This window comes from Streptomyces verrucosisporus (assembly GCF_017114865.1).
Lineage (GTDB): Bacteria > Actinomycetota > Actinomycetes > Streptomycetales > Streptomycetaceae > Streptomyces > Streptomyces fenghuangensis.
The window spans coordinates 246,829-271,909 of sequence record NZ_JADEYH010000003.1; the positions used below are offsets into that span (position 1 = coordinate 246,829).

The window sequence follows — 25,081 nt, forward strand, 5'->3', positions numbered from 1 at the left end:
AGAGCACTCCAGGGCAAGTGCCACCGCGCGGCCGGCCCGGACCGCCCGTGGCTTGAGCGCCCGTGGCCTGAGCGCCCACGGCCTGAGCGCCCACGGCCGAAACGTTCCCGCACCCGCACCGGCGTCCGCCTCCGTCAGCCGGCCGGCGGCAGTTCCAGCAACCGCTCGATGACGGCGGCCACGCCGTCCTCCTCGTTGGCGAGGGTGCGGTGCGTGGTCGCGGCCAGCACCGCCGGATGGGCGTTGGCCATGGCGTAGGAGGTGCCGGCCCAGGAGAGCATCTCCAGGTCGTTGGGCATGTCGCCGAAGGCGACGACCTCATCGGCCGCCACGCCGCGCTGCGCGCAGCACCGTGCCAGGGTGCTGGCCTTGCTGACGCCGGGGCCGCTGACCTCCAGCAGCGCGCTCGGGCTGGAGCGGGTGAACTCCGCGTGGTGGCCCGCGACGGTGCGGGCCATGCCCAGGAACTCGTCCGGAACCAGTGAGGTGTGGTGGGCGAGCAGCTTGAGCACCGGCTCGTCGGCGTACTCGGCCTCGTCCGTCAGCAGCTTCTCGGCCGGTGCGATCAGCGCGCCGGGGTCGAGGTGGAACTGCGGGTACTGCGGCTCGTAGTGGATGCCGCCGGTCCGCTCGACGGCGAAGCTCACGTCGGGGGCGGCGGTGCGCAGTTCCTCGACCACGGTCAGCGCGGTGTCGCGCGGAAGCTCTCTGACCTGCACGATCTGACGCCCCCGGTGCAGGTCGACGACGGCCGCGCCGTTGGCGCAGATCGCCAGGCCGTGCCCGTGCACATGGTCGCTGACCACGCCCATCCAGCGGGCCGGCCGCCCGGTGACGAAGAAGACATCGATTCCGGCCTCCTCGGCGGCGGCCAGCGCCGCGACCGTGCGGTCGGAGACGGACTTGTCGTCGCGCAGCAGTGTGCCGTCCAGATCGGTGGCGATGAGGCGCGGGCGTGTCATAGGGGGCGCGGGAGCGTGGGTCACGCTCCCCATGGTCCCGCATATGCCCGCACAGGCGTGCACAGAGGTGCCCGAATGAGCCATGGGACGAACGCAAGTGAAACCGGATGGACACGGACAGTCGGTCTCGGGTACACACGCCCATCCATGTAGGGAAAACGCTACGGCTTCCCGGAAGCCGCGCCGGGCATGGCGTGAAACGCACGCGCCTTCTCCGCTCCTCCGGCCCGCCTGTCCGGACGGGGCGCGCCGGACGGGGCGCCGGGAACCCGGCTCCGCTCAGCCGAGCCGGCCGATCGCCTCCGTGGCGATGCGCTCGAAGACGGCCCGGTCGGCGGCGAAGCCCGTACCGGGGATGGGCCAGTGGACCGCGATCTCGGTGAAGCCCAGTTCGCGGTGGCGGCCGGCGAAGTCCACGAAGGCCTCCACCGACTCCAGCGGGGCGTTCCCCTCCGGGGTGAAGCCGTGCAGCAGGACCTTGCCGAGGTCGGCCGTGTCCCGGCCGGCCTCGGCGCACGCCTCGCCGAGCCGCTCGATCTGCCCGCGCAGCGCGGCCTGAGACTGCTGAGGTGTCCCGGTGTCGAAGAGCTTCGGGTCGCCGGTGGTCACCCACGCCTGCCCGTACCGGGCGGCCAGCCTCATCCCGCGCGGCCCGGTGGCCGCCACCGCGAACGGCAGCCGGGGCCGCTGCACGCAGCCGGGGATGTTCCGCACCTCCCTCGCCGAGTAGAAGGCGCCCCGCCGCGAGACCGAGTCCTCGGTGAGCAGCCGGTCCAGCAGCGGCACGAACTCGGCGAACCGGTCGGCCCGCTCGCGCGGCGTCCACGGTTCCTGCCCGAGCGCGGTCGCGTCGAAGCCGCTGCCGCCCGCGCCGACGCCCAGGGTGATCCGGCCTCCCGAGATGTCGTCCAGCGAGATCAGCTCCTTGGCGAGCGTCACCGGATGCCGGAAGTTGGGCGAGGTCACCAGGGTGCCCAGGCGTATCCGTTCCGTGGCGCCCGCGGCGGCCGTCAGCGTCGGCAGCGCGCCGAACCAGGGGCCGTCGCGGAAGGGGACGCGCCAGGACAGGTGGTCGTAGGTGTACGCGGTGTGGAAGCCGAACTCCTCGGCGCGCCGCCACTTGGCGCGGCCTCCCTCGTGCCAGCGGTCGACGGGAAGGATCACGGTGCTCAGACGCATGCCACGACCCTAAGCCCCGGTGGTCGCGGGCAGCGCCGACGGATGACCGCAGGCGCGCATACCGTAGTATGCTCGAAGTATGGCGGACACGACACGCATCACGGTGACACTGCCGACCGACCAGGTCGCCGAGCTCAGGAAGCTCACCGACAACGTCTCGGGATATGTCGCCGAGGCGGTGGCACGTCAGCTGCGGCATCAGTTGCTCGGCGCCGACCTGCGGCGTCACCAGGAAGAACACGGGGAGTTCACCGACGAGGAGCTGGCCGAGGCCCGCTCCAGGATCTTCGGCACGGCCGACGCCGGCGGGTCGGTGGACGCGGCGTGATCGAGCACGTCGAGACCGTCGTCCTGGACTCACAGGGGCTCTCCGCCTGGATCGCCGAGGATCGCAAGATCCTCGGCATGTTCCAGGTGTTCCACACCATGGGGGCCGACCTCGTCATCGGCGCCAACACCATCGTGGAGGTCAGCCACGCGCGGGTGAACATGCCTCGACTGCGGTGGGCGCTCTCCCGCGTCAAGGTCGAGCCGGTGACCGAGGCGGCGGCGAAGGCGTCCGCGCAACTGCTCAAGACCGCGGGCCTGCACGGCCACAAGTACGCGATCGACGCGACCGTCGCCGAGGTGGCACTGCGTCAGCCGGGCCCGGTGGCCGTACTGACGTCCGATGTCGATGACATGGCCCGGCTGTGCGGCGATCGCGTCCGGCCCATCGGCGTCTGAACGGACGGCTGCGCTCACCGGTCGAAGGGATCTGCGCAGGTCAGACCGCGATGGGTGATCGAGGCTTGACCGAGGTCACCGGAGTGCCCGGGCGTATCCGCTCCGTGGTGCCCGCGGCGGCCGCCGGCGTCGGCAGCGCGCCGAACCAGGGTCCGTCGCGGAACGGGACGCGCCGGGACAGGTGGTCGTAGGGGTGCGCGGTGTGGAAGCCGAGCTCCTCGGCGCGCCGTCGGCCCGCGGCGGCAGCGGCGGCCGTCAGCCGGGCAGGCGCAGGTACTCCGGCGGTACGCGCGGCACCAGCCACACCCCGTTGTCGCTGACCCGGAACGCGTGCCCGTCCCGGTGCATCGCCCCGGCGTCCACCACCAGCACCACCGGCCTCCCGCGCCGCGCCCCCACGGCGGCGGCCGTCTCGCGGTCGGGCGAGAGGTGGACGTCGTGACGTGCCATCGCCCGCAGGCCGTCCCGCCGGATGTCGGCCACGTACCGCCCGACCGTCCCGTGGAAGAGGTACGGGGGCGGCTCGGCGGGAGGCAGGCCCAGATCCACGCCGACGGTGTGTCCCTGGGCGGCCCGGATGCGGTCCCGTCCGGGATCGAGCGTGAAGCGCCGCTTGTCGTTGGTGGCGACGACCTCCTCCAGCTCCTCGCGGGTGAGCCGGAAGCCGTGGCGTGCCGCGGCTTCCAGCAGTTCCCCGACACCCACCCAGCCGTGGGCGTCCAGGGTGAGCCCGATCCGCTCGGGAGCGTGCCGCAGATGCCGTGCGACGTACTTCGAGATCCGCCTGCGGCGCCTGTCGTCCATAACCGGCCAGGGTGTCCCGGGAGCCGTCGCGGCGCACCTCGTTCTCGCGTCCGCGGTCCTCACACCCGCCGGATCCGCGGGCTTCGCCCTCACGCCCGCGCCCGCACGTTGATCCGGGCGAACGCCCGCAGCGCGCTCGGCGCCAGCCGGGCCAGCACCACACCGCCCCACGCCTCCAGCCCCACCGGGACCACCGCCTTGTTCCGGATCACCGAGCGCAGCACCGTGTCGGCGGCCCTCTCCGGGGCGAACCTGCGGATCCGGTAGACCTGGAGGGCCCTCTTGCGGCGGAGGCCGGCGTCCCGCTCGTCGGTGCCGCGGAAACGCGTGTCCTCGATGATCGAGGTGCTGATGATGCCGGGGCAGACGGCCGAGACCCCGATGCCCTCACCGGCCAGGTCCGCGCGCAGTACCTGGCTGAGCATCAGCGCCGCCGCCTTGGAGGTGCAGTACGCGGGCAGGGCCCGGGTGGGCTCGTAGGCGGCGCAGGAGACGACGTTGACGATGTGGCCGCCCTGTCCCCGCTCGGACATCTGCCGTCCGAAGAGGCGGCAGCCGTGGACGGTGCCCCACAGGTTGGAGCCCAGGACCGCCTCCCAGTCGTCCGCGGTGTGCTCCAGGAACGGCCCGGCCGCCGCGATCCCGGCGTTGTTGACCAGTACGTCCACCACGCCGTGCTCGGCGGCCGTCCTGCGCGCCAGCTCCTCCATCGCCGCCCCGTCGGAGACGTCCACGGTCTCGGCCCACGCCTCCTGCGCGCCTGCCAGCCGCGCCAGCTCGGCCGTACGCGCCACCTCCTCGCCCCGGACGTCCACGGCGACGACCCGGGCGCCGGCCCGGGCGAAGGCCAGCGCCGTCTCGTGGCCGATGCCCCGGGCCGCGCCGGTGACCAGCACCAGCAGGCCGCCGAAGTGCTCCGCGTACTCCTCCTGCCGCGCGCGCCCCCGGCGCCCGCGCCGCCCGCCGCGCCGCACCGTCGCCGGTGCGCCCACCTCCCCGCCGCCGCGCGCCCCGTGCGCCCCGTGTTCTCCGTGCGCCCCGTACGCCTCGCACTCCTCGACGAACGAGCCGATCCAGTCGGCCAGCCGGTCGGGCCGGGTGCGCGGCGCCCAGTGGCCGGCGTGCAGGGAGCGGCAGGTCAGGCGGGGAGTCCACCGCTCCGCCTCGTCCCGCAGTGCGGGGGAGAGGAACGGATCCCCGGTCGGGGTGACGAGCTGCACGGGCACATGGGCGTAGGGGGCCTCGCGCGGCCGGAGCATCCGGGCCCGTACGTTGTCGCGGTACAGCCACAGGCCGTGCGCGGCGTCGCGGGGCAGCGAGGGCGCGGGGTGGCCCCCGCCCGAGATGCCCTCGGAGCGCCGCAGCATGCCCGGCCAGGCCCTGCCCAGCGGCCCCCGCCAGGCCAGTTCCGGCAGGACGGGCACATGCATCGCGTACACGTACCAGGAGCGGGCGCCCTGCCCCAGCGCCTGGGCCAGACGCCGCGGGGTGGGGCGGGTCAGCCGCCTGCGGAACCAGTGCCCGAAGTGGTCCAGGGAGGGCCCGGACATCGAGGTGAAGGACGCGATCCGGCCCCGGGTGCGCTCGGCCGTGGCGAACTCCCAGCCCTGCACCGAGCCCCAGTCGTGCCCGACCAGGTGCACCGGGGCTTGCGGGCTGACCGCGTCCGCGACCGCCAGGAAGTCGCCGGTCAGCCGCTCCAGCGTGAAGCCGCCGCGCAGCGGCCGAGGGGCGGCGGACCGGCCGCAGCCGCGCACGTCGTACAGCACCACGTGGAAGCGGTCCGCCAGCCGTTCGGCCACCGGCGCCCAGACCTCCTTGGAGTCCGGGTAGCCGTGCAGCAGTACCACCGTGGGACGGCGGTCGCCGTCCGCCGCCTCGCCCAGCTCGGCGACGCACAGCTCCACACCGTCCGCCCCGGGCACGCGCCGCTCCCGCGCGCCTCCGAGACCACTGGCCTCCGCCTCCATACGTGCCTCTCCTCCCACCACGCCCGGCACTCCCGCCCTCCGGGTAGCCGGTCTCCCCGGCATGACACCGGTCCCGGTCAGGACCTACCCCGCCGGAGGAGTCCTCAGGGGTATCTACGCCTCCAGAACGAGGAACAATCACGCCCCCGGGGTGAGGTGACCGGTGCCACGCGGTACTACGGTCGTGGGCGTGACTGTGATCGCGACCGAAAGCCTCAGCAAGCGGTACCCACGGGTGACCGCGCTCGACCGGCTCACCATGCAGATCGAACCCGGGGTGACCGGACTGGTGGGCGCCAACGGCGCGGGCAAGTCCACCCTGATCAAGATCCTCCTGGGACTGGCCCCGGCCAGCGAGGGCAACGCCTCCGTGCTCGGCCTGGACGTGGCCACCGAGGGCGGCGCCATCCGCGAGCGCGTCGGGTACATGCCCGAACACGACTGCCTGCCGCCCGACGTGTCGGCGACCGAGTTCGTCGTCCACATGGCGCGGATGTCCGGCCTGCCCGCCTCCGCAGCCCGCGAGCGCACCGCCGACACCCTGCGCCACGTCGGCCTGTACGAGGAGCGCTACCGCCCGATGGGCGGCTACTCGACGGGCATGAAGCAGCGGGTCAAGCTGGCCCAGGCGCTCGTCCACGACCCGCGGCTGGTGCTGCTGGACGAGCCCACCAACGGCCTCGACCCGGTCGGCCGCGACGACATGCTCGGCCTGATCCGCCGCGTCCACACCGACTTCGGCATCTCGGTGCTGGTCACCTCGCATCTGCTGGGCGAGCTGGAGCGCACCTGCGACCACGTCGTCGTCATCGACGGCGGGAAGCTGCTGCGCTCCTCCTCCACCGCCAGCTTCACCCAGGAGACCACCACCCTGGCGGTCGAGGTCACCGACACCGACGCCCACCCCGACGGCACCGAGGCGCTGCGCACCGCCCTGGCCGGGGCCGGGCTCACCGTGGCGCCCCCCGGCGCGGGCGGCGAGGGCCTGCCGGGCGCCGGGCACGTACTGCTGGTCGAGGCGGGCTCCGAGGCCGTCCACGACACCGTCCGCGACACGGTCGCGGAGCTGGGCCTGGGACTGGTCCGCATGGAGCAGCGCAGGCACCGCATCGCCGAGGTCTTCCAGACGCCCGGCACCACCGCGGGCACCGCCGCCGGCACCTCGGAGCAGGCCACCGGGCAGGCCGTGGAGCAGGCCGCCGAGAAGAGCACGCAGAAGGGAGGCAGCACCGATGCGGCCTGACACGGGCAACCACCCCGGCACCCATCCCGGAGCCGCCGTCCCCGCCCAGCGCGGCGAGGACGCCAGCATCCACAACATCGGCTACCGCCACTACGACGGCCCCCGCCTGGGCCGCTCCTACGCCCGGTGGTCGCTGCTGGTCCAGTCCCTGCGTGGCGCGTACGGCCTGGGCCGCTCCGCGAAATCCAAGGTTCTGCCGTTCATCCTGCTGGCCGTGATGGTCCTGCCCGCGGGCGCGATGGTCGCGATCACCATCACCACCGGCCTCGACGAGCTGCCGATGCGGTACAGCGAGTACGTGCTGGTGATGCAGCCGGTCATCGGCCTCTACATCGCCGCCCAGGCCCCGCAGTCGGTCTCCCTGGACCTGCGGTTCCGCACCGTGCCGCTGTACTTCTCCCGCCCGGTCGAGCGCGCCGACTACGTGGGCGCCAAGTACGCGGCCATGACCGCGGCGCTGTTCCTGTTCACCTCCCTGCCGCTGGTGGTGCTGTACGCGGGCGGGCTGCTGGCGAAGCTCGGCTTCGCCGACCAGAGCACGCAGTTCCTCCAGGGGCTCGGCTCCACCGCGGTGTTCTCCGTGCTCCATGCGGGTGTCGGCCTGCTGGTCGCGGCACTCACCCCGCGCCGGGGCTTCGGCGTCGCCGCGGTCATCGCGGTGCTCACCATTCCCTACTTCGCGGTCAACACCGTCCAGGCGATCGCGGAGTTCCAGGGCGGCAACGCCACCGCCGTCACCTGGCTCGGCCTGGCCTCCCCCGGCTCGCTCGTCGATGGCATCCAGTCGGCGTTCCTCGGCGGCACCTCCGGCTTCCCCGGCTTCCATGAGCCCGGCACCGCCGTGGGGGCCGTCTATGTCCTGGTCACCCTGGCCCTGATCGCCGGCTGCTGGGCGGCGCTGATGGCCCGCTACCGCAAGGCGGGCCTGTGATGACCGGGGCACGGGCGCGCAGGGCCCGGACGGCCCGGACGGCGGCGGTCCGGACGGCGAAGCATCGGACGAGGAACGAGAAGGCGGCCTGACCCATGACCACCATCCGCATCGACCATGTGTCCCGCTGGTTCGGCAACGTGGTCGCCGTCAACGACGTGACCATGGACATCGGCCCGGGCGTCACGGGGCTGCTCGGCCCCAACGGCGCGGGCAAGTCCACCCTGATCAACATGATGGGCGGCTTCCTGGCCCCCTCCACCGGTTCCGTCACCCTCGACGGCGCGGCGATCTGGCGCAACGAGCAGGTCTACCGGGAGATCGGCGTCGTCCCCGAGCGCGAGGCGATGTACGACTTCCTCACCGGCCGCGAGTTCGTGCTGGCCAACGCCGAGCTGCACGGCCTGCCCGACGCGGGCGAGGCCGCTCGGCGGGCCCTGGCCACCGTGGAGATGGAGTACGCCCAGGAGCGGAAGGTCTCCACCTACAGCAAGGGCATGCGGCAGCGCGTGAAGATGGCCTCCGCGCTCGTCCACGACCCGTCCGTGCTGCTGCTGGACGAACCGTTCAACGGCATGGACCCGCGCCAGCGCATGCAGCTGATGGAGCTGCTGCGGCGGATGGGCGCCGAGGGCCGCACGGTGCTGTTCTCCTCCCACATCCTGGAGGAGGTCGAGCAGCTCGCCTCCCACATCGAGGTGATCGTCGCGGGGCGGCACGCGGCCTCCGGTGACTTCCGGCGCATCCGCCGGCTGATGACCGACCGCCCCCACCGCTACCTGGTGCGCTCCAGCGACGACCGAGCGCTGGCCGCGGCCCTGATCGCCGACCCCAGCACGGCGGGCATCGAACTCGACTGGTCCGAACGCGCCCTGCGCGTCCAGGCGATCGACTTCACCCGCTTCACCGAGCAGCTCCCGCGCATCGCCCGCGAGCACGGGATCCGGCTCCTCACGGTCTCGCCCTCGGACGAGTCCCTGGAGAGCGTCTTCTCCTACCTCGTCACGGCCTGAGAACACCCGGGCCGCCGAGGAACCCGAGACCGCCTGAGAACCAAGGAGCCACACACCGATGTACGACCCCACGGTCGCCCGGCTCACCTACCGGGCCCTGCTCGGCCGACGCCGGGCGCTGATCCTGTTCGTCCTGCCCGCCGTACTGATCATGATCTCCGTCGCGGTCCGCCTGCTGGTGGGCGCCGACGACGCCGTCGCCAATCAGGTGCTCGGCGGCTTCGCGCTGGCCACCATGGTCCCGCTGATCGGCGTGATCGCCGGGACCGGCGCGATCGGCCCGGAGATCGACGACGGCTCGATCGTCTACCTGCTGGCCAAGCCGCTGAAGCGGCCGGCGATCATCCTCACCAAGCTGACCGTCGCCGTCGGCGTCACCATGGTGTTCTCCGCCGTCCCCATGCTGATCGCCGGATTCGTCCTCAACGGCAACAGCCAACAGATCGCCGTCGCCTACGCCGTCGCCGCGGTCGCCGCGTCCGTCGCCTACAGCGCGCTGTTCCTGCTGCTGGGCACGGTCAGCCGGCAGGCCGTCGTCCTCGGCCTGGTCTACGCGCTGATCTGGGAGGCGCTCATCGGCAGCCTCGTCCCCGGCGCCCGGACCCTCAGCGTCCAGCAGTGGGCACTGGCGCTGGCCGAGAAGACCGCGCCGGGCGCGGGCATCGCCTCCGACGTCGGACTGCCGGTCGCCGCGGTGCTGCTGGCGGTGGTGACCGCCGCCGGAGCCTGGTACGCCGGGCGGAAGCTGCGCACCCTCACCCTCGCCGGCGAGGAGTGACCGACCGCAGGTCACCGAATAACAGGCACCGAACACCGGATATCGGACGTACGAGGCCGGAGGGCACCGCCCTCCGGCCTCGTACGCTGGAAACATGGGCACGACACGGTGGCTGGACGACGACGAGCAGCGGACCTGGCGGGCGTTCCTGGCCGCCACCCAGCGCGTACGCGAGGAACTGGACCGGCAGTTGCAGCGCGACGCCGGGATGCCGCTGGCGTACTACCAGATCCTGGCCATGCTCTCCGAGGCGCCCGAGCGCACCCTCACCATGAGCCGGCTCGCCCGGACCACCCGCTCCTCCGCCAGCAGGCTCTCCCACGCGGTCGCCCGGCTGGAGGCCAAGGGGTGGGTCAGCCGGTGCCAGCACCCCGCCGACCACCGCACCACCCTGGCCACGCTGACCGACGACGGGCTGGCCGAGCTGGAGGCCATCGCGCCCGGTCATGTGGAGCAGGTCCGGCTCTCCCTGTTCGACCACCTCACGCCCGGGCAGACCCGGCAGCTCCAGGAGATCTGCCGGGCGGTGCTGGAGGGCACCGGCGAGGGCCCGGTGCCGGCGGACTGATACAGGCGTCCGCTCACGGAGCACCCGCTCGGGAAGCGCCGGTTCGCAGGACGCCCGCTCACGGAGCGCCGGTTCACAGACCGGCGAGCAGCCGCTCCAGCACGACCGCGATGCCGTCCGAGTCGTTGGACGCGGTCACCTCGTCGGCCACCGCGAGCAGTTCCGGGTGGGCGTCGGCCATGGCGACGCCGTGGGCGGCCCAGGCGAACATGGGGACGTCGTTGGGCATGTCGCCGAAGGCGATCGTGGTGGTGGCCGAACGGCCCAGGCGGCGCGCGGCGATCGACAGCCCGCGGGCCTTGGACAGCCCCAGCGGCAGCAGTTCGACGATCCCCTCGCCCGCCATCACCACGCTCACCAGATCGCCCGCGATCCGCCGGGCGGCGTCGGCCAGCGCGTCGTCGTCCAGTCCGGGGCGCTGGATGTACAGCTTGTTCAGGGGCTCGGCCCACAACTCGTCCGGATCGGTCCCGGCGACCGCGGGAAGCTTCTCGCCGACCGGCCGGTAGCCGGGCCCGAGCAGCACCTCGCCGTCCAGCCCGTCCCGCGAGGCGGCCAGGGCCAGCGGGCCGGTCTCCGTCTCGATCTTCTCCACCGCCAGCCGGGCCTGCTGCCGGTCGAGTGTGACGGAGGTCAGCAGCCGGTGCTCGCCCGCGTGGTAGACCTGCGCGCCCTGCCCGCAGACGGCCAGGCCGTCGTAGCCCAGCTCGTCCAGGATGTGTCTGGTCCAGGGCACGGCGCGGCCGGTCACCACGATGTGCGCGGCGCCCGCCGCCGTGGCGGCGGCGAGCGCGTCGCGGGTGCGCGCCGAGACGGTGTCGTCGCTGCGCAGCAGCGTGCCGTCGAGGTCGGTGGCGACCAGCCGGAAGGGGAAGCCCGGCGCTGCGGTACTCACCGGGACACGGGCTCCAGCACCTCGCGCCCGCCGAGGTAGGGGCGCAGCACCTCGGGTACGCGGACCGATCCGTCGGCCCGCTGGTGGTTCTCCAGCAGGGCCACGATGGTGCGGGGCACCGCGCACAGCGTGCCGTTGAGGGTGGCCAGCGGGCGCACCTTCTTGTCCTGGCGCATCCGGATGGACAGCCGGCGGGCCTGGAACTCGTTGCAGTTCGACGCCGAGGTCAGTTCGCGGTACTTGCCCTGGGTGGGGATCCACGCCTCGCAGTCGAACTTCCGCGAGGCGGAGGCGCCCAGGTCGCCGGTGGCCACGTCGATCACCCGGAAGGGCAGCTCAAGGCCGGTCAGCCACTGCTTCTCCCACTCCAGCAGCCGCTTGTGCTCGGCCTCGGAATCCTCCGGGGTCACGTAGGAGAACATCTCCACCTTGTCGAACTGGTGGACGCGGAAGATACCGCGGGTGTCCTTGCCGTACGAGCCCGCCTCGCGGCGGAAGCAGGGGGAGAAGCCCGCGTAGCGCAGCGGGAGCTTGTCCGCCTCGACGATCTCGTCCATGTGGTAGCCGGCGAGCGGTACCTCGGAGGTGCCGACGAGGTAGTAGTCGTCCTTCTCCAGGTGGTAGACGTTCTCGGCGGCCTGGCCGAGGAAGCCGGTGCCCTCCATGGCGCGCGGCTTGACCAGCGCCGGGGTGAGCATCGGGATGAAGCCCGCCTCGGTGGCCTGCGCGATCGCGGCGTTGACCAGGGCCAGCTCCAGCAGGGCGCCGACGCCGGTGAGGTAGTAGAAGCGCGATCCGGAGACCTTGGCGCCGCGCTCGACGTCGATCGCGCCGAGCGCCTGGCCGAGCTCCAGGTGGTCCTTCGGCTCGAAGCCCTCGGCGCCGAAGTCGCGAGGGGTGCCGTGCGTCTCGCGGACGGTGAAGTCGTCCTCGCCGCCGACGGGGACCTCGGGGTGGACGAGGTTGCCGAGCCGGACGAGGAGCCGCTGCGCCTCGGCCTCGGCCTCGTCGCGTTCGGCGTCGGCGGCCTTGACCGCGGCGGACAGCTCGCCGGCCCGCTTCAGCAGTTCGGCCTTCTCCTCGCCGGCGGCCTTCGGGATCAGCTTGCCGAGCTGCTTCTGCTCGGCGCGCAGTTCGTCGAAGCGGACGCCGGACGACCTGCGCCGCTCGTCGGCGGAGAGCAGGGCGTCGACGAGATCGACGTCCTCTCCACGGGCGCGCTGGGAGGCGCGCACACGGTCGGGGTCCTCACGGAGCAGGCGAAGGTCAATCACGCCGTCAGGGTACCGGGGGCGCGGGGCCCGCTCGACCCGATATGGCGGTACGTGGCGTTATGCGGCCTTTGTCTTATCCGGCGGAATGGAGATGGAGCGGGAGCGGAATGGGCGGGGAAGCCGTCAAGGGAATTCCCGCTGTCACCGTACAGAGGGGCGCGCGGGTACGGAGGTGGACGCAAGGGGCGGCGGCGCGAAGGTCCGCGCGAGGGCGCGCGGAAGGGTGTGTGCGAGGCGGTGCGCGCGAGGCCGGGCGGGGGCTCGGCCGGGTTCTGTCCGGGGTTCGGCGGGGAGGAGCGGCGATTGTTATCCACAGCCTCGGGGGATGCCGCCGAGTTTTCCACAGGGGCTATGGAAGCCCTGTGGAAGAAGGAGGGGGGCGCGCGTACGGGATTCGCGCTCGCCCATCGATTCCCCTCTCCCGCATCTCCTACACGTCTTTTCGGATGGAAACGCCACCCTCTCGGGTGTCGATCAATCGAATTGATCGGATGCGGAGTTTATGAGGGGTTGTGAACAAAAAAGAGAGAAAAGCAACTTTTGTCCGCAATGCCCGTTTGGTCGTTTCACGTTGTACACAGGACGGTCACCGGCCTTGTGGATAACTTCCGCGCGATGCCGCACACCCCTCAGGCGCGGCCGTCGACGCAGCGCGCCAGCCAGTCCGCCGCCTCCGCGAACTCGTCGTCCGTCGTCCCCCGCCGCAGCGGCGTGGTCTGCGACGGCTCCACGCCCGCCCGCGGGTACGACCCGAGGAAGCGCACCTTCGGGCAGATGCGGCGCAGCCCCATCAGCGCCTCGCCCACCCGCCGGTCGGAGATGTGCCCCTCGGCGTCCACCGAGAAGCAGTACCGGCCGATGCCCTCACCGGTCGGCCGAGACTCGATCCGCACCAGGTTCACCCCCCGCACCGCGAACTCCTGGAGCAGCTCCAGCAGCGCGCCGGGGTGGTCGTCGCCGAGCCACAGCACCACCGAGGTCTTGTCCGCCCCCGTCCGCGCAGCGGGCCGCCCCGGCCGGCCGACCAGCACGAAGCGAGTGGCGGCGTTCTCCGCGTCGTGGATGCCGGTCACCAGCGGCTCCAGACCGTACGTCGCCGCCGCGAACTCGCCCGCGAACGCCGCGTCGTACCGGCCCTCCTGCACCAGCCGGGCGCCGTCCGCGTTGGAGGCCGCCGACTCCCACTGGGCGTCGGGCAGGTGCTCCGCCAGCCAGCGGCGCACCTGCGGCTGGGCGACCGGGTGCCCGGTCACCGTCTTGACCGCCTCCAGAGCGGTGCCCGGCCGCACCAGCAGCGCGAAGGCGATCGGCAGCAGCACCTCCCGGTAGATCATCAGCGGCCGGCCGGTGGCCAGCTCGTCCAGGGTCGCGGTGACCCCGCCCTCGACCGAGTTCTCGATCGGCACCAGGGAGCCGCCCGCCTCCCCGTTGCGCACGGCGTCCAGCGCGGCGGGCACCGACACCATCGGCACCAGCTCGCGCGTGGCCGCCTCCGGGAGGGTGCGGAGCGCGGCCTCGGTGAAGGTGCCCTCGGGGCCCAGGTAGGTGTAGCGGCTCGCGGGTGACATGCCGTCCACAGTAGTCCGGCCGGGGGACGGGCAGCCCGCGGTCTCAGCCTTCGAACAGGCGCTGGCCGACGTACTCGCCCTCGCGCGCGCCGCCCGGCACCGCGAACAGCGCGCTCGCCTCGTGCCGGATGAAGCGGGACAGGGCGTCCCCCCGGTCGAGCTTGCGCTGCACGGGCACGAAACCCCGCACCGGGTCCGCCTGCCAGGCGACGAACAGCAGCCCGGCGTCCGGCGACCCGTCGTCGCGGAAGCCGTCGTGGTAGGAGAAGGAGCGCCGCAGCATCGCCGCGCCGCCGTTGGACGCGGGCGCCGTCACCCGTACGTGTGCGTCGGCGGCGATGGCCAGGCCGCCGTCCGGGCCCCGCTTCTCCAGGTCCACCGCGGTGGTCTCGGAGCCGCCCGACAGCGGGGCGCCGTCGGACTTGCGGCGGCCCACCACCTTCTCCTGCCCGTCGAGCGGGACGCGCTCCCAGTCGTCCAGCAGCATCCGGATCCGCCGCACCACCGCGTACGAGCCGCCCGCCATCCACTCCGGATCGCCGCCGGCGGGCACGAAGACGCGCTGCCCGAAGTCCTCGTCCGTCTCCTTGGGGTTGTTGGTGCCGTCGATCTGGCCCATCAGGTTGCGGGCGGTGCGGGGGGAGGCGGTGGCGCCCGGGGAGCGGTTGAAGCCGTTCATCTGCCAGCGCACCCGGGCGGTGCCGTCCGCCTCGCGCTGGAGGGCGCGCAGCGCGTGGAAGGCGACCAGGGCGTCGTCGGCGCCGATCTGCACCCACAGGTCGCCGTCGGAGCGCTTCGCGTCCAGTTCGTCGGCCGAGAACGGGGGCAGCGGGGCGAGGGCGGAGGGGCGGCGCGCGGCCAGGCCCGTGCGGTCGAAGAAGCTGCGGCCGAAACCGAAGGTGACGGTGAGGGAGGAGGGGCCGGCGTCCAGCGCGATGCCGGTGTCGTGCAGCCGGGCGGCGGGCTCCTCGCCCGCCATCAGCGCCTCGGCCGTCCGCGTCCAGCGGCGCAGCAGCGCGGCCGCCTCCTTCCGCCCGGCGCCCGGCGCCAGGTCGAGGGCGAGGAGGTGTCCGTGCGCCTGCGCGGGCTCGGTGATGCCCGGCTGGTGGTCGCCGCGGAAGGGGACTCGGCCGCTGCCGACCGTGGACAGGGCGGTGGGCGGCTCGGTGGCGGCGGCCGTGCCCAGCGCTCCGCCCGCCGCACCGAGCGCCAGCCCGGCCGTGCCGGCCGCGCCCACGGTGCCGAGCAGGCGGCGGCGGGAGGGGCCGGTGCGGGGGTCGGTGGGCCGCTCGGGGCCGGTGCCTGTGTCGGTTCCGGTGCCGTTGCCGTTGTCGGGGTGGTGTCTCATCGCTGCCCAGTCTCGGTTCTCGGGTGGTGCTCTGTTCTCGGGTGGTGCTCGGTGCCCGGTTGTCGGGCGGTACGGGGGCGGGTGGTGGCGGGCGCCGGTCAGTCGAGTTCGAAGGTCTTCCGCTCGGTCACCTGGTCGATGTCGGAGGTCCGCACGGTCACGGCGGCCTCCCAGGTGCCGGGCAGGGGGAGCTGGAGCCCGGAGGCGGACCACCGGCCCTCGCCGGTCCGCTCCAGGGTGACGGTCAGCGGGCCGACGTCCCGGGCGGGGAGGGTGAGAGCGACTCGTACCTCCGGCGCGTCCAGGGGCTCGCCGTCGGCGGTGGTGGTGCGCACCAGCAGGGAGTTGCCGCCGCTCCTGCCCGGGTCCAGCAGGAGCTGGGCCCGGCCCGCGCCGCCTGGGCCACCGGTGTCGAATGGGACGGTGAGGACCAGCGGCCCGCAGCGGTCGGAGCCGGACCCGCCCTGCCCCTGTCCGGCGGCGGTTTCGGACGCCGTACCGGAGGACGCCACGGCGGTACGGGCGGGCTCGGCCGCGGTGAGCAGGGTCGTCACGGCGAGGACGGCCGCCGCGACGGCCGCCTCGGCGAGCACCGAGCGCCGCAGCCCGGCGCGTGCCGGGTCGGCGTCGCGCTCCCGTCTGCGGCGCGCGGTCTCGACCGCGGCGCGCTGGCGGGCGAGCTGCGCGGCGCGCTCGGGGGTGACGTCCGGGCCCGGCTCGGGGACGGACACCGGCTCGGGGACGGGTTCCGGTTCGGGAGCGGGTCGCCCCCCGGGCGCGTCCGCCAGCGCGGCGGTGTGGCGGCGGGAGAACCGGGCGGCCCCGAGCAGCAGCGCCACCAGCGCGATCTTGACCAGCAGCAGCCGCCCGTACGAGGTGGAGGTCAGCGCCTCCCAGCCGCCGACCTGCCGCCAGGACTGGTAGAGGCCGGTGGCGGCGAGTACGGCCACGCAGCCGAGCGCGGTCCGCGAGAAGCGGCGCACCGCCTCCCCGGCCACCGCGGGTCCCCACCGCAGCGCGGCGAGCAGCGCCGCCAGACCGCCCAGCCAGACGGCGACGGCGAGCAGGTGGACGATATCGGCCGGTACCGCCACGGCGGTCTGGGGGCCGGTCGAGGCGTGCTCGGCCGCGGCCCAGGTCGCGGCGAGCCCCACGGCGACGGCCGCGCCGCCCACCGGAAGCCCGGTGACCAGGCCGCGCCGGCCCCGACGGCCTTCCCGGTCGCTGAGCTCGCCCCCGTCCGGCTCCTCGCCGCTTCGCCGGGCGTACGCCCCGAACAGCAGCGAGACGAACAGCCCCGCCGCCGCGAGCAGCAGCAGCCGGGACACCAGCGCCGTACCCGTCCTGGTCTCCAGCACGGTGCGCAGCGCGCCCGTGTCGAGCATGTCGCCCGGCCCGCCCGCGCCGGTGTACGGGACGCGCAGCAGCAGCGCCACGACGGTGGCGGCGGTCAGCGTGACCCAGCCGCCCACCACCAGGCGCCGCACCGCCCGCGCCCGGGCTGCGGCGGGCAGGCAGCCGAGGACGAAGGCCGCCCCGCCGACGAGCAGTACGAAGCCGGTGTAGGCGGCGTAGCGGGCGATGTCGTGGAGCACGCCGACCGCGCCGCCGCCCGGTTCCTCCTCCGGCACGGCGGCGGAGGTCTGCGAGGGGGCGCCGACGGAGAAGGTGAAGGCGCCGGAGATGGGGTGGCTGTCGGCCGAGACCGCCTTCCAGACGACGGTGTAGGTGCCGTCGGACAGCCCGTCGCGCAGCCCGGTGCCGTGGCGCACCTCGCCGCCCGCGGAGAGGTCCCGCACCCGGCCGGTGTCCGCGCGCCCGCCGTCGGGCGCCAGGACGCGGATGGCGTCCTCCGCCAGGGAGACGCTCTCGGAGAAGGTGAGCGTCACCTGCCGGGGAGCCCGTTCCACCACCGCTCCCCGCGCCGGGTCGCTGCCGGTCAGCGTGGCGTGCGCGGCGGCCGGCGCGGCGCCGCCGAGCAGCAGCGCCGACAGCACGCCGAGCAGACCGAGCACGCCGGACAGCCTGTGCGGGCCGGCCGGCCGTGGCAGGGCGCGGGGGGCGGTGGTGGTCATGACGGGGGTACCTGCCTCACTCTTCGGTGTGCCCGGTGTGCCCGGTGTGCCCGGTGTGCCCGGTGTGCCCGGTGTGCCCGGAGGTGTCGGGGACGTGGTTGACGGCCTCGACCGGGACCTCGACGGTGATCGGGTCGGACTTCTCGAAGCGCAGTTCCACCGAGACCTTCTCGCCCTCGGCGGGCTTGTGCTCCAGGTCCATGAACATCAGGTGGTTGCCGCCCCGGCTGAGCTCCAGAGTGCCGTTGGCGGGCACGGTCAGGGAGTCCACCCGCCGCATCCGCCCGCCGGTGGTCTCGTGGATCTGCACGTCGTCGGAGATGTCGCTGGCGGCCGAGACGAGCCGGTCGGCGGTGTCGCCGTCGTTGCGGACGACCAGGAAGCCGCCCGCCCGGTCGGCGGTGACCGGCTCGGGCACGTAGGCGCCCTCCACGCTCAGCTCCGGGGCCGGGGAGCCGCCGCAGGCGGCGGTGCCCGCGGTGAGCAGCGCGGCGGCCAGGGCGAGCCCGAGGGACCGGCGGCCGGAACGGGGGGTTCGGCGGTTTCGGCGGTTCACGGCAGCTTCCCCTGGGCGAGCGCGGGCAGGTCCTTCTCGTAGGTCTCGACGGGCACGTCCTCGGTGTAGAGGACGTGCGCCCGGTCGTCCTTCGGCAGGAAGGCCAGGACCTGGGTGCCGTGGGAGGAGACGATGTCGCCGTTCTCGTCCTCGACCGGCGGCTCCAGGGAGATGCCCAGGGAGCGGGCGCCGGCCTGGATCTTCTCGAAGTCGCCGGTGAGCCCGATGAAGTCGGGGTCCTGGGCGCGCAGCCACTCGCCGAGCGACTCGGGGGTGTCGCGCTCGGGGTCGGAGGTGACGAAGACGACCCGCAGCTTCTCCTGCTCGGACTCGGGCAGCTTTGACTTGGCGACGGCGATGTTGCTCATCGTCAGGGGGCACACGTCGGGGCAGTGGGTGTAGCCGAAGTAGATCAGCGTCGGGTGGCCCCCGGTCTCCTCGACCAGGTCGTAGGTCTCGCCGCCGGTGTCGGTGAGGACCAGCTCCGGCTTGTCGAAGGGGTTGTCCAGGACGACGCCCTGCTTGGGGCCGGTTCCCGCGTCGGCGGAGGCCGGGGCGTTGCCGGAGGTACCGGTGCCGTCGTCGCCGGAGGCGCCGCAGGCGGCGGTGCCCGTGGTGAGCAGCACGGCGGCCAGGGCGAGTCCGAGGGTGCGCCGGGGGTGGCGGCGCGCAGTGGGGTGCATGAGGGTTCTTTCTTCCTTGCGGTCTGCGGTGGTGCCTGCGGTGGCGGGCCGTGGCCGCGGGCCCGGAGGAGCCCGCCGGTGCGGGCGGGGCCCTCCGGGCGCGGCCGGGCGTCAGGAGGTGGTGCGGCGGCGTCCGGCCAGGACGCCGAAGGCGACGCCGGCGGCTCCGACGGCGATGCCGGTGACGGCGAGGACGCGGGCGGTGGTGTCGGAGGAGTCCGACGCGCCGCTCGCCTCGCCCTGGGCCGTGGTCTCGGTGGTGGTCCCGTCGGCGGCCCGGCCGGTGCCGGGCTCGTCGCCGGCGTCCGCGTCACCGCCGTGGCCGCCCTCGGTGGGCGGGACGAGGTTCAGCACGGGCGCCGGGTGCTCCGGCTCCTCGCCTCCCTCTCCCTCGGCGGGCGGCTCCTCGATCCAGCGCACGACCTCGTCGTTGCTGTACGTCTGGACGGCCTTGAGGACGAGCCGGTCGGTGTCCTCGGGGAGCTTCCCGACGGAGACGGGGAACTGCTGGAAGGTGCCCGGCTCGATGCCGCCGCCGGTCTCCGTCCACGTGATCCTGGAGGGGACCTCGGTGAGCTTCCGGCCGTGTGCCTCCACGGGCTCGGCCGGCTCGGTCTTCGTCACCTTCACCTTCCAGCCCGGCACCGGCTGGGGCATCACCGAGGCGAGCGGGTGGTCGGCGGGGAAGGTGACCTCCACCTTGACGGTGGAGGCGTTGTCCCGCTCGTTGGGGACCTTGACGTCGATCGTCGTGTAGCCGCCCTGCTCGGCCTCGCCGGGGTTGACGGAGATGTGGGCGGCGGCCGGCCCGGCGGCGGCGAGGGCCAGTGCGGCCGCGACGGCGCCGGCCGCGGCGAGACGGCGAACGGACGGCACGGTGGACGGCACGGCGGCGGACGGCACGGTGACCGGTGTCTGGGACTGCATGCTGAAGGACACTCCTCATCGGACATGGGAAGCTCTCCGGCCGCGACCGCACTTGGGTCGGGGAGGCGCTGCGCCTCCCGGCCGGACGAGCCCGGGCGTGGTGCGCGGCGGCAGGCGCACCCCACCCGTGCTCGGGGAGAGCGGAGGAGCGTGCGCTTCAGGCCGCGAGGGTCAGATCCCGCGCGGCGGCGGGCGGTCCGCGCCTGATCACCGAGTGCGCCGGCAGCAGGGACGCGGGCGGCACCGGGCCGCGGGCCGCGTCGGCGCGCGGGGCGCGCACCGGCACGGCGTCCTCGGGCAGCAGCCCGCGCAGCAGGGCTCGTACGCGGCGCAGCGCGGTGCGCAGGGCGCGTACGAGCAGCCCGCAGAGTCCACCGGTGAACCCGTGGAACCCGTCGAGCCCGTCGGCGAAGTGGGCCGACAGGCTCACCAGCCGCCACAGCGCGGCGTCGCCGCGGCGCAGCAGCCAGCCCATGGCGAGCGCGGCCAGCAGGTGGCCGAGCAGCATGGGTGCGGAGAGCAGCGACAGGGCGGAGTGCACGGCGTACCGCAGGCAGTCGGCCGCGCCGCCGACCACCGTGCCGGCCGTCGCACCGGCCACCGTGTCGGCGGCGCCCGCGGCGGTGTGCCCCGCGGCGGCGTGGCCGCCGGGGAGGGCTCCGGAGAGCCCGGCGTCGGCGACGATGCGGCGGGCCTCGGCCTCGCTCAGGGCGGCGGCGGCCCGGTCGTTGCACAGCAGCCGCCCGGCCAGCGCGATCACCCCGCCCTCTCCCCGGTCCGGGGCGGCCGGGGCCTGGGCGGTGTGCGCGGTCTGACCGCAGGAGAAGAGGAAGTGCAGAGCGATCTGCCCCAGGGCCAGCAGCCCCGCGATGCCCGGCAGCGAGCGCTCGCGTCCGGCCAGCGGCACGGCGGTGGCGAGCACGGCCGCGAAGCCGGCCAGGAGTGCCCACACCGGCAGGGACTGCCCGGCGGCGGACACGTGACCGGCCGCGGACAGCGTGACGCAGACCGCGGCGAACACCGCGGCCCGCAGCAGTCGCAGGTCGGCGGCGGCACGCGCGACGGGGGCTCTCATGGCCGGGCCATTATCTCATCACCCGTTCGGCGGCGACACGGGGCACCCTCACAACGCGGTTGACAACCGGACGAGGGGATCACCTCGTACATTTTCCGTACATTGCGGAACTCATCGGGTCCGCCGAATGAGGGGTAGCGCGCCGCCGCCGTGCTTACCGCCGCCGCCCCGGGCAATACGTATGCGTATGTCGAGCCGCAGCCAGGAGGCTGAGCATGAGCATCTGGTGGTCTCTCCACTTGCGGCGTGAGGCTGCGAGCGTCCCGCTCGCCCGGCGGCTCCTGCTCGGGGCGATGGAGACGGCCGGGGTCGATCCCGACGTCTCCTACGACCTGTCGATCGCGCTCTCGGAGGCCTGTGCGAACGCGGTCGAGCACGGCGGTCCCGGGGGCGGGGGGCCGGCGGGCGCCGGTGAGTACCACGTGACGGCGTACATCGATGACGACATGTGCCGCATCGAGGTGACCGATCATGGGCCGGGCTTCGTGGACGGGTACCGCAGCGCGCCCCGCGCCGAGCCCGCCGACACGACCGTCGGCGCGGCAGCCGGCACGGCCGCCGACGCCGTCGGTACGAACACCGCGGCGGACCTCGATACGGCGACCGCCTTCGGGCCGCTGTTCGCCAGGAGCGCGGGCCCGGCCCGCGACGGGTTCCGCGAGGAGGCGCGCGACGGGGTCCACACCGACGAGCACGGCCGGGGCCTGTTCCTGATCGAGGCCCTCGCCGACCACGTCGACTTCCGCAACCGTCCGGGAGACGGCGCCATGGTCTGCTTCGACAAGCTCCTCAAGTGGCGGAAGGACTCGCTGCTGAGGGCGTCCTGAGCGTGGGCCCGGCCGATTCCGCGGCCGGGCCCCCCGCTCTGTCCCGTGCTCCGTCCCGTGCCCTGTCCCGTGGCAGGACGGGAGCCCCGGGCGCCCCGGCAGGGGCGCCCGGACGTCAGCCCCGCAGGCGCGCCATCCACTCCTCGACCTCGTCCGAGCGGCGCGGCAGCCCGGCGGAGAGGTTCCGGTTGCCGTCCTCGGTGACGAGGATGTCGTCCTCGATGCGCACGCCGATGCCCCGGTACTCCTCGGGCACCGTCAGGTCGTCCGGCTGGAAGTACAGGCCCGGCTCCACCGTCAGGCACATGCCCGGCTCCAGCGTGCCCTCGGCGTACGCCTCGCGGCGCGCCGCGGCGCAGTCGTGGACGTCCATGCCGAGCATGTGGCCGGTGCCGTGCAGCGTCCAGCGGCGCTGGAGGCCCAGCTCCAGGACCCGCTCGACCGGGCCCTCCACCAGGCCCCACTCCACCAGCCGCTCCGCCAGCACGCGCTGCGCGGCGTGGTGGAAGTCCAGGTACTTCGCGCCCGGCTTCACCGCCGCGATGCCCGCCTCCTGCGCGTCGTACACGGCGTCGTAGATCTTCCGCTGGAGGTCGGTGAAGCGGCCGTCGACCGGCATGGTGCGGGTGACGTCGGCGGTGTAGAGGGTGTGGGTCTCCACACCGGCGTCCAGCAGCAGCAGGTCTCCGGAGCGGACGGGGCCGTCGTTGCGCACCCAGTGCAGGGTGGTCGCGTGCGGCCCGGAGGCGCAGATCGATCCGTAGCCGACGTCGTTGCCCTCCACGCGGGCGCGCAGGAAGAAGGTGCCCTCGATGTAGCGCTCGGAGGTGGCCTGAGCCTTGTCCAGCACGCGGACGACGTCCTCGAAGCCGCGCACGGTGGAGTCGACGGCCTTCTGCAGCTCGCCGATCTCGAAGTCGTCCTTGACCAGGCGCATCTCGGAGAGGAAGACCCGCAGCGCGTCGTCTCGCTCGGCGGTGGTCTTGTCGGCGAGCGCGGCCTCGACGCCCGCGTCGTGGCCGCGTACCACGCGCACGTCGCCGGACGCCTCGCGCAGCACGCCGGCGACGGTGCGCACGTCCCGGCAGGGCATGCCGTAGAGCTTCTCGGCCTCGGTGAGGCTGTCGCGGCGGCCCACCCACAGCTCGCCCTGGCCGTCCAGCCAGAACTCGCCGTTGCCGCGGTCGGAGCGGGGCAGCAGGTACAGGACGCTGTCGTGGCCGCCGTCCGCCCTCGGCTCCATGACCAGGACGCCGTCCTCGGTCTGGTTGCCGGTGAGGTAGGCGTACTCGACGGAGGAGCGGAAGGGGTACTCGGTGTCGTTCGAGCGGGTCCTGAGGTTGCCCGCGGGGACCACCAGGCGCTCGCCGGGGAAGCGGGCGGAGAGCCGCGCGCGCCGCTCGGCGGTGTGCGCGGCCTGCGGGACGGGGTCGAGGTCGCGCAGCTCGGTGTCCGCCCAGCCGGACTTCATGTTCTCGGCGAGCTCGTCGGAGACGCCCGGGTACAGGCCGTTCTTCCGCTGCTTGATCGGCTCCTCCGAGGTGGGTTCGCCCTGCTCCTCCGGGGTCTCCGGCGTCTGCTGGTCAGCCACGTCGCTGCCTCCTCCTGCTGGTGGTGTGGGCCGGGTGCGGGCCGACTCCCATCGTAGGTCCGGCCCGCTGAAGGCGGTCGGGGCCTGTGGACGCAGGCGCGGACAGAGCCTGTGGGCGGGGCCTGCGGACGGGCTCACAGGCGGGCCCGCGGGCGGGTTTCAGAAGCGGGCGGCCAGCAGCACGACGTCCTCGGCGTCCTCGCAGTCCCCGTACCCGCCCCCGTCCCCGGCACCACCGCCCGCACCGTCCCGGCCGCCGGGCAGCACCGTGCGCAGCAGGTGGTCCAGCAGCGCGTCGGGGTCGGTGCGTACGGCCGCGGCGGCGGCGACGGCGGCGGCCCGGAGCCGGGCGAAGGCGCGGTCAAGCGGCTCGCCGGTGCGGTGCAGCAGGCCGTCGCTGTAGAGCAGGAGCGTTTCCCCGGGCGCCAGGTCAACCTCGACGCTGGGCGCCTCCCAGCAGGCGAGCATGCCCAGCGGCGCGGAGAGCGCGGTCTCGACGACCTCGGTGCGCTCCGGGCCGACGATCAGCGGCGGGCAGTGCCCGGCCCCGGCCAGCACGACCCTGGTGCCCGCCCGCGGACCGCCCCGGGCCGGCGGCGTCCGCTCGGCGTACCCGAACAGCGCGGTCGCGGACCGGGCCGGCTCGGTCAGCCGCAGCAGCAGTTCCAGGTCGGACAGGACCGCGACCGGGTCCTCGCCCTCCATCACCGCGTACGCCCGCATCGAGGCCCGCAGCCGCCCCATCGCGGCCACCGCGTCCGGGCCGGAGCCGGTGACCCCGCCCACGCTCAGCCCCAGCGCCCCCTCGGGCAGTGGCAGTGCGTCGTACCAGTCGCCGCCGCCGCGCGGGCCGGTGCGGTGCCGTACGGCCAGCCGCACTCCCGGCACCCGCGGCAGCCGGGCGGGCAGCAGCCCCTCGCGCACGGTGTCCACGGCCGAGCGGGCACGGGTGAGGTCGACCTGGCGGGCGATGTGCTCGGCGGCGTGCCGCACGTACAGGCCGAGCAGATGGCGCTGGCGCTCGGTGGGCCGCGCGGGCTCGTCGTAGAGCCAGACGGCGGCGCCCAGCCGCCCGGTGCTCCGCGCGGTCAGGGGCACGGCGTGGCTGGCGGCGTAGCCGAGGCGGGCGGCGACCTCGCGGTGGCGGGGGTCGAGGTCCTCGTCCCGGGCGATGTGGGGGTGGGTGATCTCCCGGAGGCCGCCGGCGCCGTCCCCTCCGTCCCCGGCCCCGGCCTCGGGGAGCCCGTCGAGGAGGCGCGCGTGGGAGGCCGAGTCGCGCGGGAGGGTCTCGATGTGGCCGAGATCCGCCACTCCCAGGCCGAGTCCGACGGTGGTGTCGGGGCCGAGCCCGTCGCCAGGCTCCAGCGCGATCAGCCCGCGCCGGGCGCCCACCAGGGAGGCTCCGGCGCGCAGCGCCTCGTGCACCGCGCTCTCCAGGGTGTCGGTGCGCACCAGTCGTTCGGTGAGGTCGTGGAGGGTGGTGAGGTCGGAGATCCACCCGGCGAGGCGGTCCTGGACGGCCGCGAGCTGCTCGACGGGCCGTGCGAGGGCGGGGTCGTCGACGGCCGGTGGCCGGGGGGTGGGGGCGGGCTGCCGGTGGGGCGCGGCCGCGGCGGGCGGAGCAGTGTGCTGGGGAAGAGGCGAAGTTGGTTCGATTCCGGCCAGTTTCGGCGGCTGCTGGGCGCTCATGGGCGGCTGCCCTCAGTGCGGACCAGCGTCGTCAATAGCATCGCAAACCCCCATGTCGTGCTGCTCCGCTATCAATGTCTTCAGGTGTACACGCCGTGGTAACGGGTGTCCAGCATCGCCCCGGCAGGCCGCGGATGTGCCCGCCGACCGGTTTCCGGGCCGGGCCCGATCGCTGCTCCCGACGCATCCGAAGGCGTCGCGGGGGTGGTCACAAGCTTGGCCGAAAACGTACCCTGGGCCAGGCGGTGCGCGGTCGACTGACTCCCGTTACGGCAGCGCGTCATCACGATTGACGTGGGTACACGGTCACCCACGGCACGAGGGACCGGGCGGGCGAGCGGCGACCGGGTTCCGGCGGAACCCGGCGACGAGTCCGTGCGTCCCATCCAATGGGAACGA

The 25,081-nt window shown here is 74.0% G+C and carries 23 protein-coding genes; 8 read left to right on the forward strand and 15 right to left on the reverse strand.

Annotated features, from left to right (window positions below; genetic code table 11):
* Nucleotides 1-134 precede the first annotated feature (134 nt).
* Both IQ279_RS06800 and IQ279_RS06805 read right to left on the reverse strand, forming a co-directional pair.
* Entirely contained in the window at nt 135-995 is an 861-nt protein-coding gene (locus IQ279_RS06800) for a Cof-type HAD-IIB family hydrolase (RefSeq protein WP_206347395.1), read from the reverse strand.
* 246 nt (nt 996-1,241) lie between these two features.
* A complete protein-coding gene (locus tag IQ279_RS06805) occupies nt 1,242-2,141 on the reverse strand; it encodes an LLM class flavin-dependent oxidoreductase (protein WP_206347396.1) in 900 nt (299 codons plus the stop codon).
* Between the two features lie 79 nt (nt 2,142-2,220).
* Between IQ279_RS06805 and IQ279_RS06810 the strand changes: the two genes are divergently transcribed.
* Nucleotides 2,221-2,469 (forward strand): type II toxin-antitoxin system CcdA family antitoxin, encoded by a 249-nt coding sequence (locus tag IQ279_RS06810; protein ID WP_206347397.1) that lies wholly within the window; start codon nt 2,221-2,223, stop codon nt 2,467-2,469.
* On the forward strand, nt 2,466-2,867 hold the full coding sequence (locus IQ279_RS06815) for a DNA-binding protein (RefSeq protein WP_206347398.1): 402 nt from the start codon (nt 2,466-2,468) through the stop codon (nt 2,865-2,867). The genes IQ279_RS06810 and IQ279_RS06815 overlap by 4 nt, the downstream gene beginning before the upstream one ends.
* Before the next feature lie 255 nt (nt 2,868-3,122).
* On the opposite strand, the gene IQ279_RS06820 is transcribed toward IQ279_RS06815, so the two are convergent.
* Nucleotides 3,123-3,671: an RNA 2'-phosphotransferase gene (locus tag IQ279_RS06820; protein ID WP_206347399.1), complete on the reverse strand. Its 549-nt coding sequence runs from the start codon at nt 3,669-3,671 to the stop codon at nt 3,123-3,125.
* An 89-nt stretch (nt 3,672-3,760) separates the two neighbouring features.
* Nucleotides 3,761-5,641, reverse strand: coding sequence for an SDR family oxidoreductase (locus tag IQ279_RS06825; RefSeq protein WP_206347400.1), 1,881 nt, complete (start codon nt 5,639-5,641; stop codon nt 3,761-3,763).
* Between the two features lie 196 nt (nt 5,642-5,837).
* Between IQ279_RS06825 and IQ279_RS06830 the strand changes: the two genes are divergently transcribed.
* The 5 genes from IQ279_RS06830 (at nt 5,838) to IQ279_RS06850 (ending at nt 10,174) form a co-directional block, all read left to right on the forward strand.
* A complete protein-coding gene (locus IQ279_RS06830; protein ID WP_307792251.1) occupies nt 5,838-6,884 on the forward strand; it encodes an ABC transporter ATP-binding protein in 1,047 nt (348 codons plus the stop codon).
* A complete protein-coding gene (locus IQ279_RS06835; protein ID WP_206347402.1) occupies nt 6,874-7,815 on the forward strand; it encodes an ABC transporter permease in 942 nt (313 codons plus the stop codon). The genes IQ279_RS06830 and IQ279_RS06835 overlap by 11 nt, the downstream gene beginning before the upstream one ends.
* A gap of 95 nt (nt 7,816-7,910) precedes the next feature.
* Complete coding sequence (locus tag IQ279_RS06840; protein ID WP_206347403.1) at nt 7,911-8,828, forward strand: ABC transporter ATP-binding protein; 918 nt, start codon at nt 7,911-7,913, stop codon at nt 8,826-8,828.
* A gap of 58 nt (nt 8,829-8,886) precedes the next feature.
* Complete coding sequence (locus IQ279_RS06845; protein WP_206347404.1) at nt 8,887-9,606, forward strand: ABC transporter permease subunit; 720 nt, start codon at nt 8,887-8,889, stop codon at nt 9,604-9,606.
* 94 nt (nt 9,607-9,700) lie between these two features.
* Nucleotides 9,701-10,174, forward strand: a complete 474-nt coding sequence (locus IQ279_RS06850; protein WP_206347405.1) for a MarR family winged helix-turn-helix transcriptional regulator — start codon at nt 9,701-9,703, stop codon at nt 10,172-10,174.
* Between the two features lie 73 nt (nt 10,175-10,247).
* Here IQ279_RS06850 and IQ279_RS06855 read toward each other — a convergent pair whose 3' ends face one another.
* From IQ279_RS06855 to IQ279_RS06895, 9 genes are all read right to left on the reverse strand, one after another.
* Nucleotides 10,248-11,069, reverse strand: coding sequence for an HAD family hydrolase (locus IQ279_RS06855; protein ID WP_206347406.1), 822 nt, complete (start codon nt 11,067-11,069; stop codon nt 10,248-10,250).
* Nucleotides 11,066-12,343: a serine--tRNA ligase gene (gene serS, locus IQ279_RS06860; RefSeq protein ID WP_206347407.1), complete on the reverse strand. Its 1,278-nt coding sequence runs from the start codon at nt 12,341-12,343 to the stop codon at nt 11,066-11,068. Before serS ends, IQ279_RS06855 begins: the two co-directional genes overlap by 4 nt.
* A gap of 629 nt (nt 12,344-12,972) precedes the next feature.
* Nucleotides 12,973-13,911, reverse strand: coding sequence for a prephenate dehydratase (gene pheA / locus IQ279_RS06865; protein WP_206347408.1), 939 nt, complete (start codon nt 13,909-13,911; stop codon nt 12,973-12,975).
* Between the two features lie 43 nt (nt 13,912-13,954).
* Nucleotides 13,955-15,259: an iron uptake transporter deferrochelatase/peroxidase subunit gene (efeB, locus tag IQ279_RS06870; protein WP_206347409.1), complete on the reverse strand. Its 1,305-nt coding sequence runs from the start codon at nt 15,257-15,259 to the stop codon at nt 13,955-13,957.
* A 98-nt stretch (nt 15,260-15,357) separates the two neighbouring features.
* Complete coding sequence (locus tag IQ279_RS06875; protein WP_206347410.1) at nt 15,358-17,334, reverse strand: copper resistance CopC/CopD family protein; 1,977 nt, start codon at nt 17,332-17,334, stop codon at nt 15,358-15,360.
* A 16-nt stretch (nt 17,335-17,350) separates the two neighbouring features.
* Nucleotides 17,351-17,890 (reverse strand): copper chaperone PCu(A)C, encoded by a 540-nt coding sequence (locus IQ279_RS06880; protein WP_206347411.1) that lies wholly within the window; start codon nt 17,888-17,890, stop codon nt 17,351-17,353.
* The gene (locus tag IQ279_RS06885; RefSeq protein WP_206347412.1) at nt 17,887-18,573 is read right to left on the reverse strand and encodes an SCO family protein; all 687 of its coding nucleotides are present in this window, start codon (nt 18,571-18,573) and stop codon (nt 17,887-17,889) included. The genes IQ279_RS06880 and IQ279_RS06885 overlap by 4 nt, the downstream gene beginning before the upstream one ends.
* A gap of 111 nt (nt 18,574-18,684) precedes the next feature.
* A complete protein-coding gene (locus IQ279_RS06890; protein ID WP_206347413.1) occupies nt 18,685-19,500 on the reverse strand; it encodes a YcnI family protein in 816 nt (271 codons plus the stop codon).
* A gap of 157 nt (nt 19,501-19,657) precedes the next feature.
* Entirely contained in the window at nt 19,658-20,575 is a 918-nt protein-coding gene (locus IQ279_RS06895; RefSeq protein ID WP_206347414.1) for a hypothetical protein, read from the reverse strand.
* A 215-nt stretch (nt 20,576-20,790) separates the two neighbouring features.
* Between IQ279_RS06895 and IQ279_RS06900 the strand changes: the two genes are divergently transcribed.
* On the forward strand, nt 20,791-21,402 hold the full coding sequence (locus IQ279_RS06900; protein ID WP_206347415.1) for an ATP-binding protein: 612 nt from the start codon (nt 20,791-20,793) through the stop codon (nt 21,400-21,402).
* A 115-nt stretch (nt 21,403-21,517) separates the two neighbouring features.
* Here the strand turns inward: IQ279_RS06900 and IQ279_RS06905 are convergent, their stop codons facing one another.
* A complete protein-coding gene (locus IQ279_RS06905) occupies nt 21,518-22,993 on the reverse strand; it encodes an aminopeptidase P family protein (RefSeq protein WP_206347416.1) in 1,476 nt (491 codons plus the stop codon).
* A gap of 159 nt (nt 22,994-23,152) precedes the next feature.
* On the reverse strand, nt 23,153-24,682 hold the full coding sequence (locus IQ279_RS06910) for a PP2C family protein-serine/threonine phosphatase (protein ID WP_206347417.1): 1,530 nt from the start codon (nt 24,680-24,682) through the stop codon (nt 23,153-23,155).
* Nucleotides 24,683-25,081: the final 399 nt, after the last annotated feature.

Excerpts from the sequence above, each read along its gene's own strand:
- IQ279_RS06800 (WP_206347395.1), bottom strand. The coding sequence starts at position 995 with ATGGGGAGCGTGACCCACGCTCCCGCGCCCCCTATGACACGCCCGCGC.
- IQ279_RS06805 (WP_206347396.1), bottom strand. The coding sequence starts at position 2,141 with ATGCGTCTGAGCACCGTGATCCTTCCCGTCGACCGCTGGCACGAGGGA.
- IQ279_RS06810 (WP_206347397.1), top strand. The coding sequence starts at position 2,221 with ATGGCGGACACGACACGCATCACGGTGACACTGCCGACCGACCAGGTC.
- IQ279_RS06820 (WP_206347399.1), bottom strand. The coding sequence starts at position 3,671 with ATGGACGACAGGCGCCGCAGGCGGATCTCGAAGTACGTCGCACGGCAT.
- IQ279_RS06825 (WP_206347400.1), bottom strand. The coding sequence starts at position 5,641 with ATGGAGGCGGAGGCCAGTGGTCTCGGAGGCGCGCGGGAGCGGCGCGTG.
- IQ279_RS06835 (WP_206347402.1), top strand. The coding sequence starts at position 6,874 with ATGCGGCCTGACACGGGCAACCACCCCGGCACCCATCCCGGAGCCGCC.
- IQ279_RS06840 (WP_206347403.1), top strand. The coding sequence starts at position 7,911 with ATGACCACCATCCGCATCGACCATGTGTCCCGCTGGTTCGGCAACGTG.
- IQ279_RS06845 (WP_206347404.1), top strand. The coding sequence starts at position 8,887 with ATGTACGACCCCACGGTCGCCCGGCTCACCTACCGGGCCCTGCTCGGC.
- IQ279_RS06850 (WP_206347405.1), top strand. The coding sequence starts at position 9,701 with ATGGGCACGACACGGTGGCTGGACGACGACGAGCAGCGGACCTGGCGG.
- pheA (WP_206347408.1), bottom strand. The coding sequence starts at position 13,911 with ATGTCACCCGCGAGCCGCTACACCTACCTGGGCCCCGAGGGCACCTTC.
- efeB (WP_206347409.1), bottom strand. The coding sequence starts at position 15,259 with ATGAGACACCACCCCGACAACGGCAACGGCACCGGAACCGACACAGGC.
- IQ279_RS06875 (WP_206347410.1), bottom strand. The coding sequence starts at position 17,334 with ATGACCACCACCGCCCCCCGCGCCCTGCCACGGCCGGCCGGCCCGCAC.
- IQ279_RS06885 (WP_206347412.1), bottom strand. The coding sequence starts at position 18,573 with ATGCACCCCACTGCGCGCCGCCACCCCCGGCGCACCCTCGGACTCGCC.
- IQ279_RS06890 (WP_206347413.1), bottom strand. The coding sequence starts at position 19,500 with ATGCAGTCCCAGACACCGGTCACCGTGCCGTCCGCCGCCGTGCCGTCC.
- IQ279_RS06895 (WP_206347414.1), bottom strand. The coding sequence starts at position 20,575 with ATGAGAGCCCCCGTCGCGCGTGCCGCCGCCGACCTGCGACTGCTGCGG.
- IQ279_RS06900 (WP_206347415.1), top strand. The coding sequence starts at position 20,791 with ATGAGCATCTGGTGGTCTCTCCACTTGCGGCGTGAGGCTGCGAGCGTC.
- IQ279_RS06910 (WP_206347417.1), bottom strand. The coding sequence starts at position 24,682 with ATGAGCGCCCAGCAGCCGCCGAAACTGGCCGGAATCGAACCAACTTCG.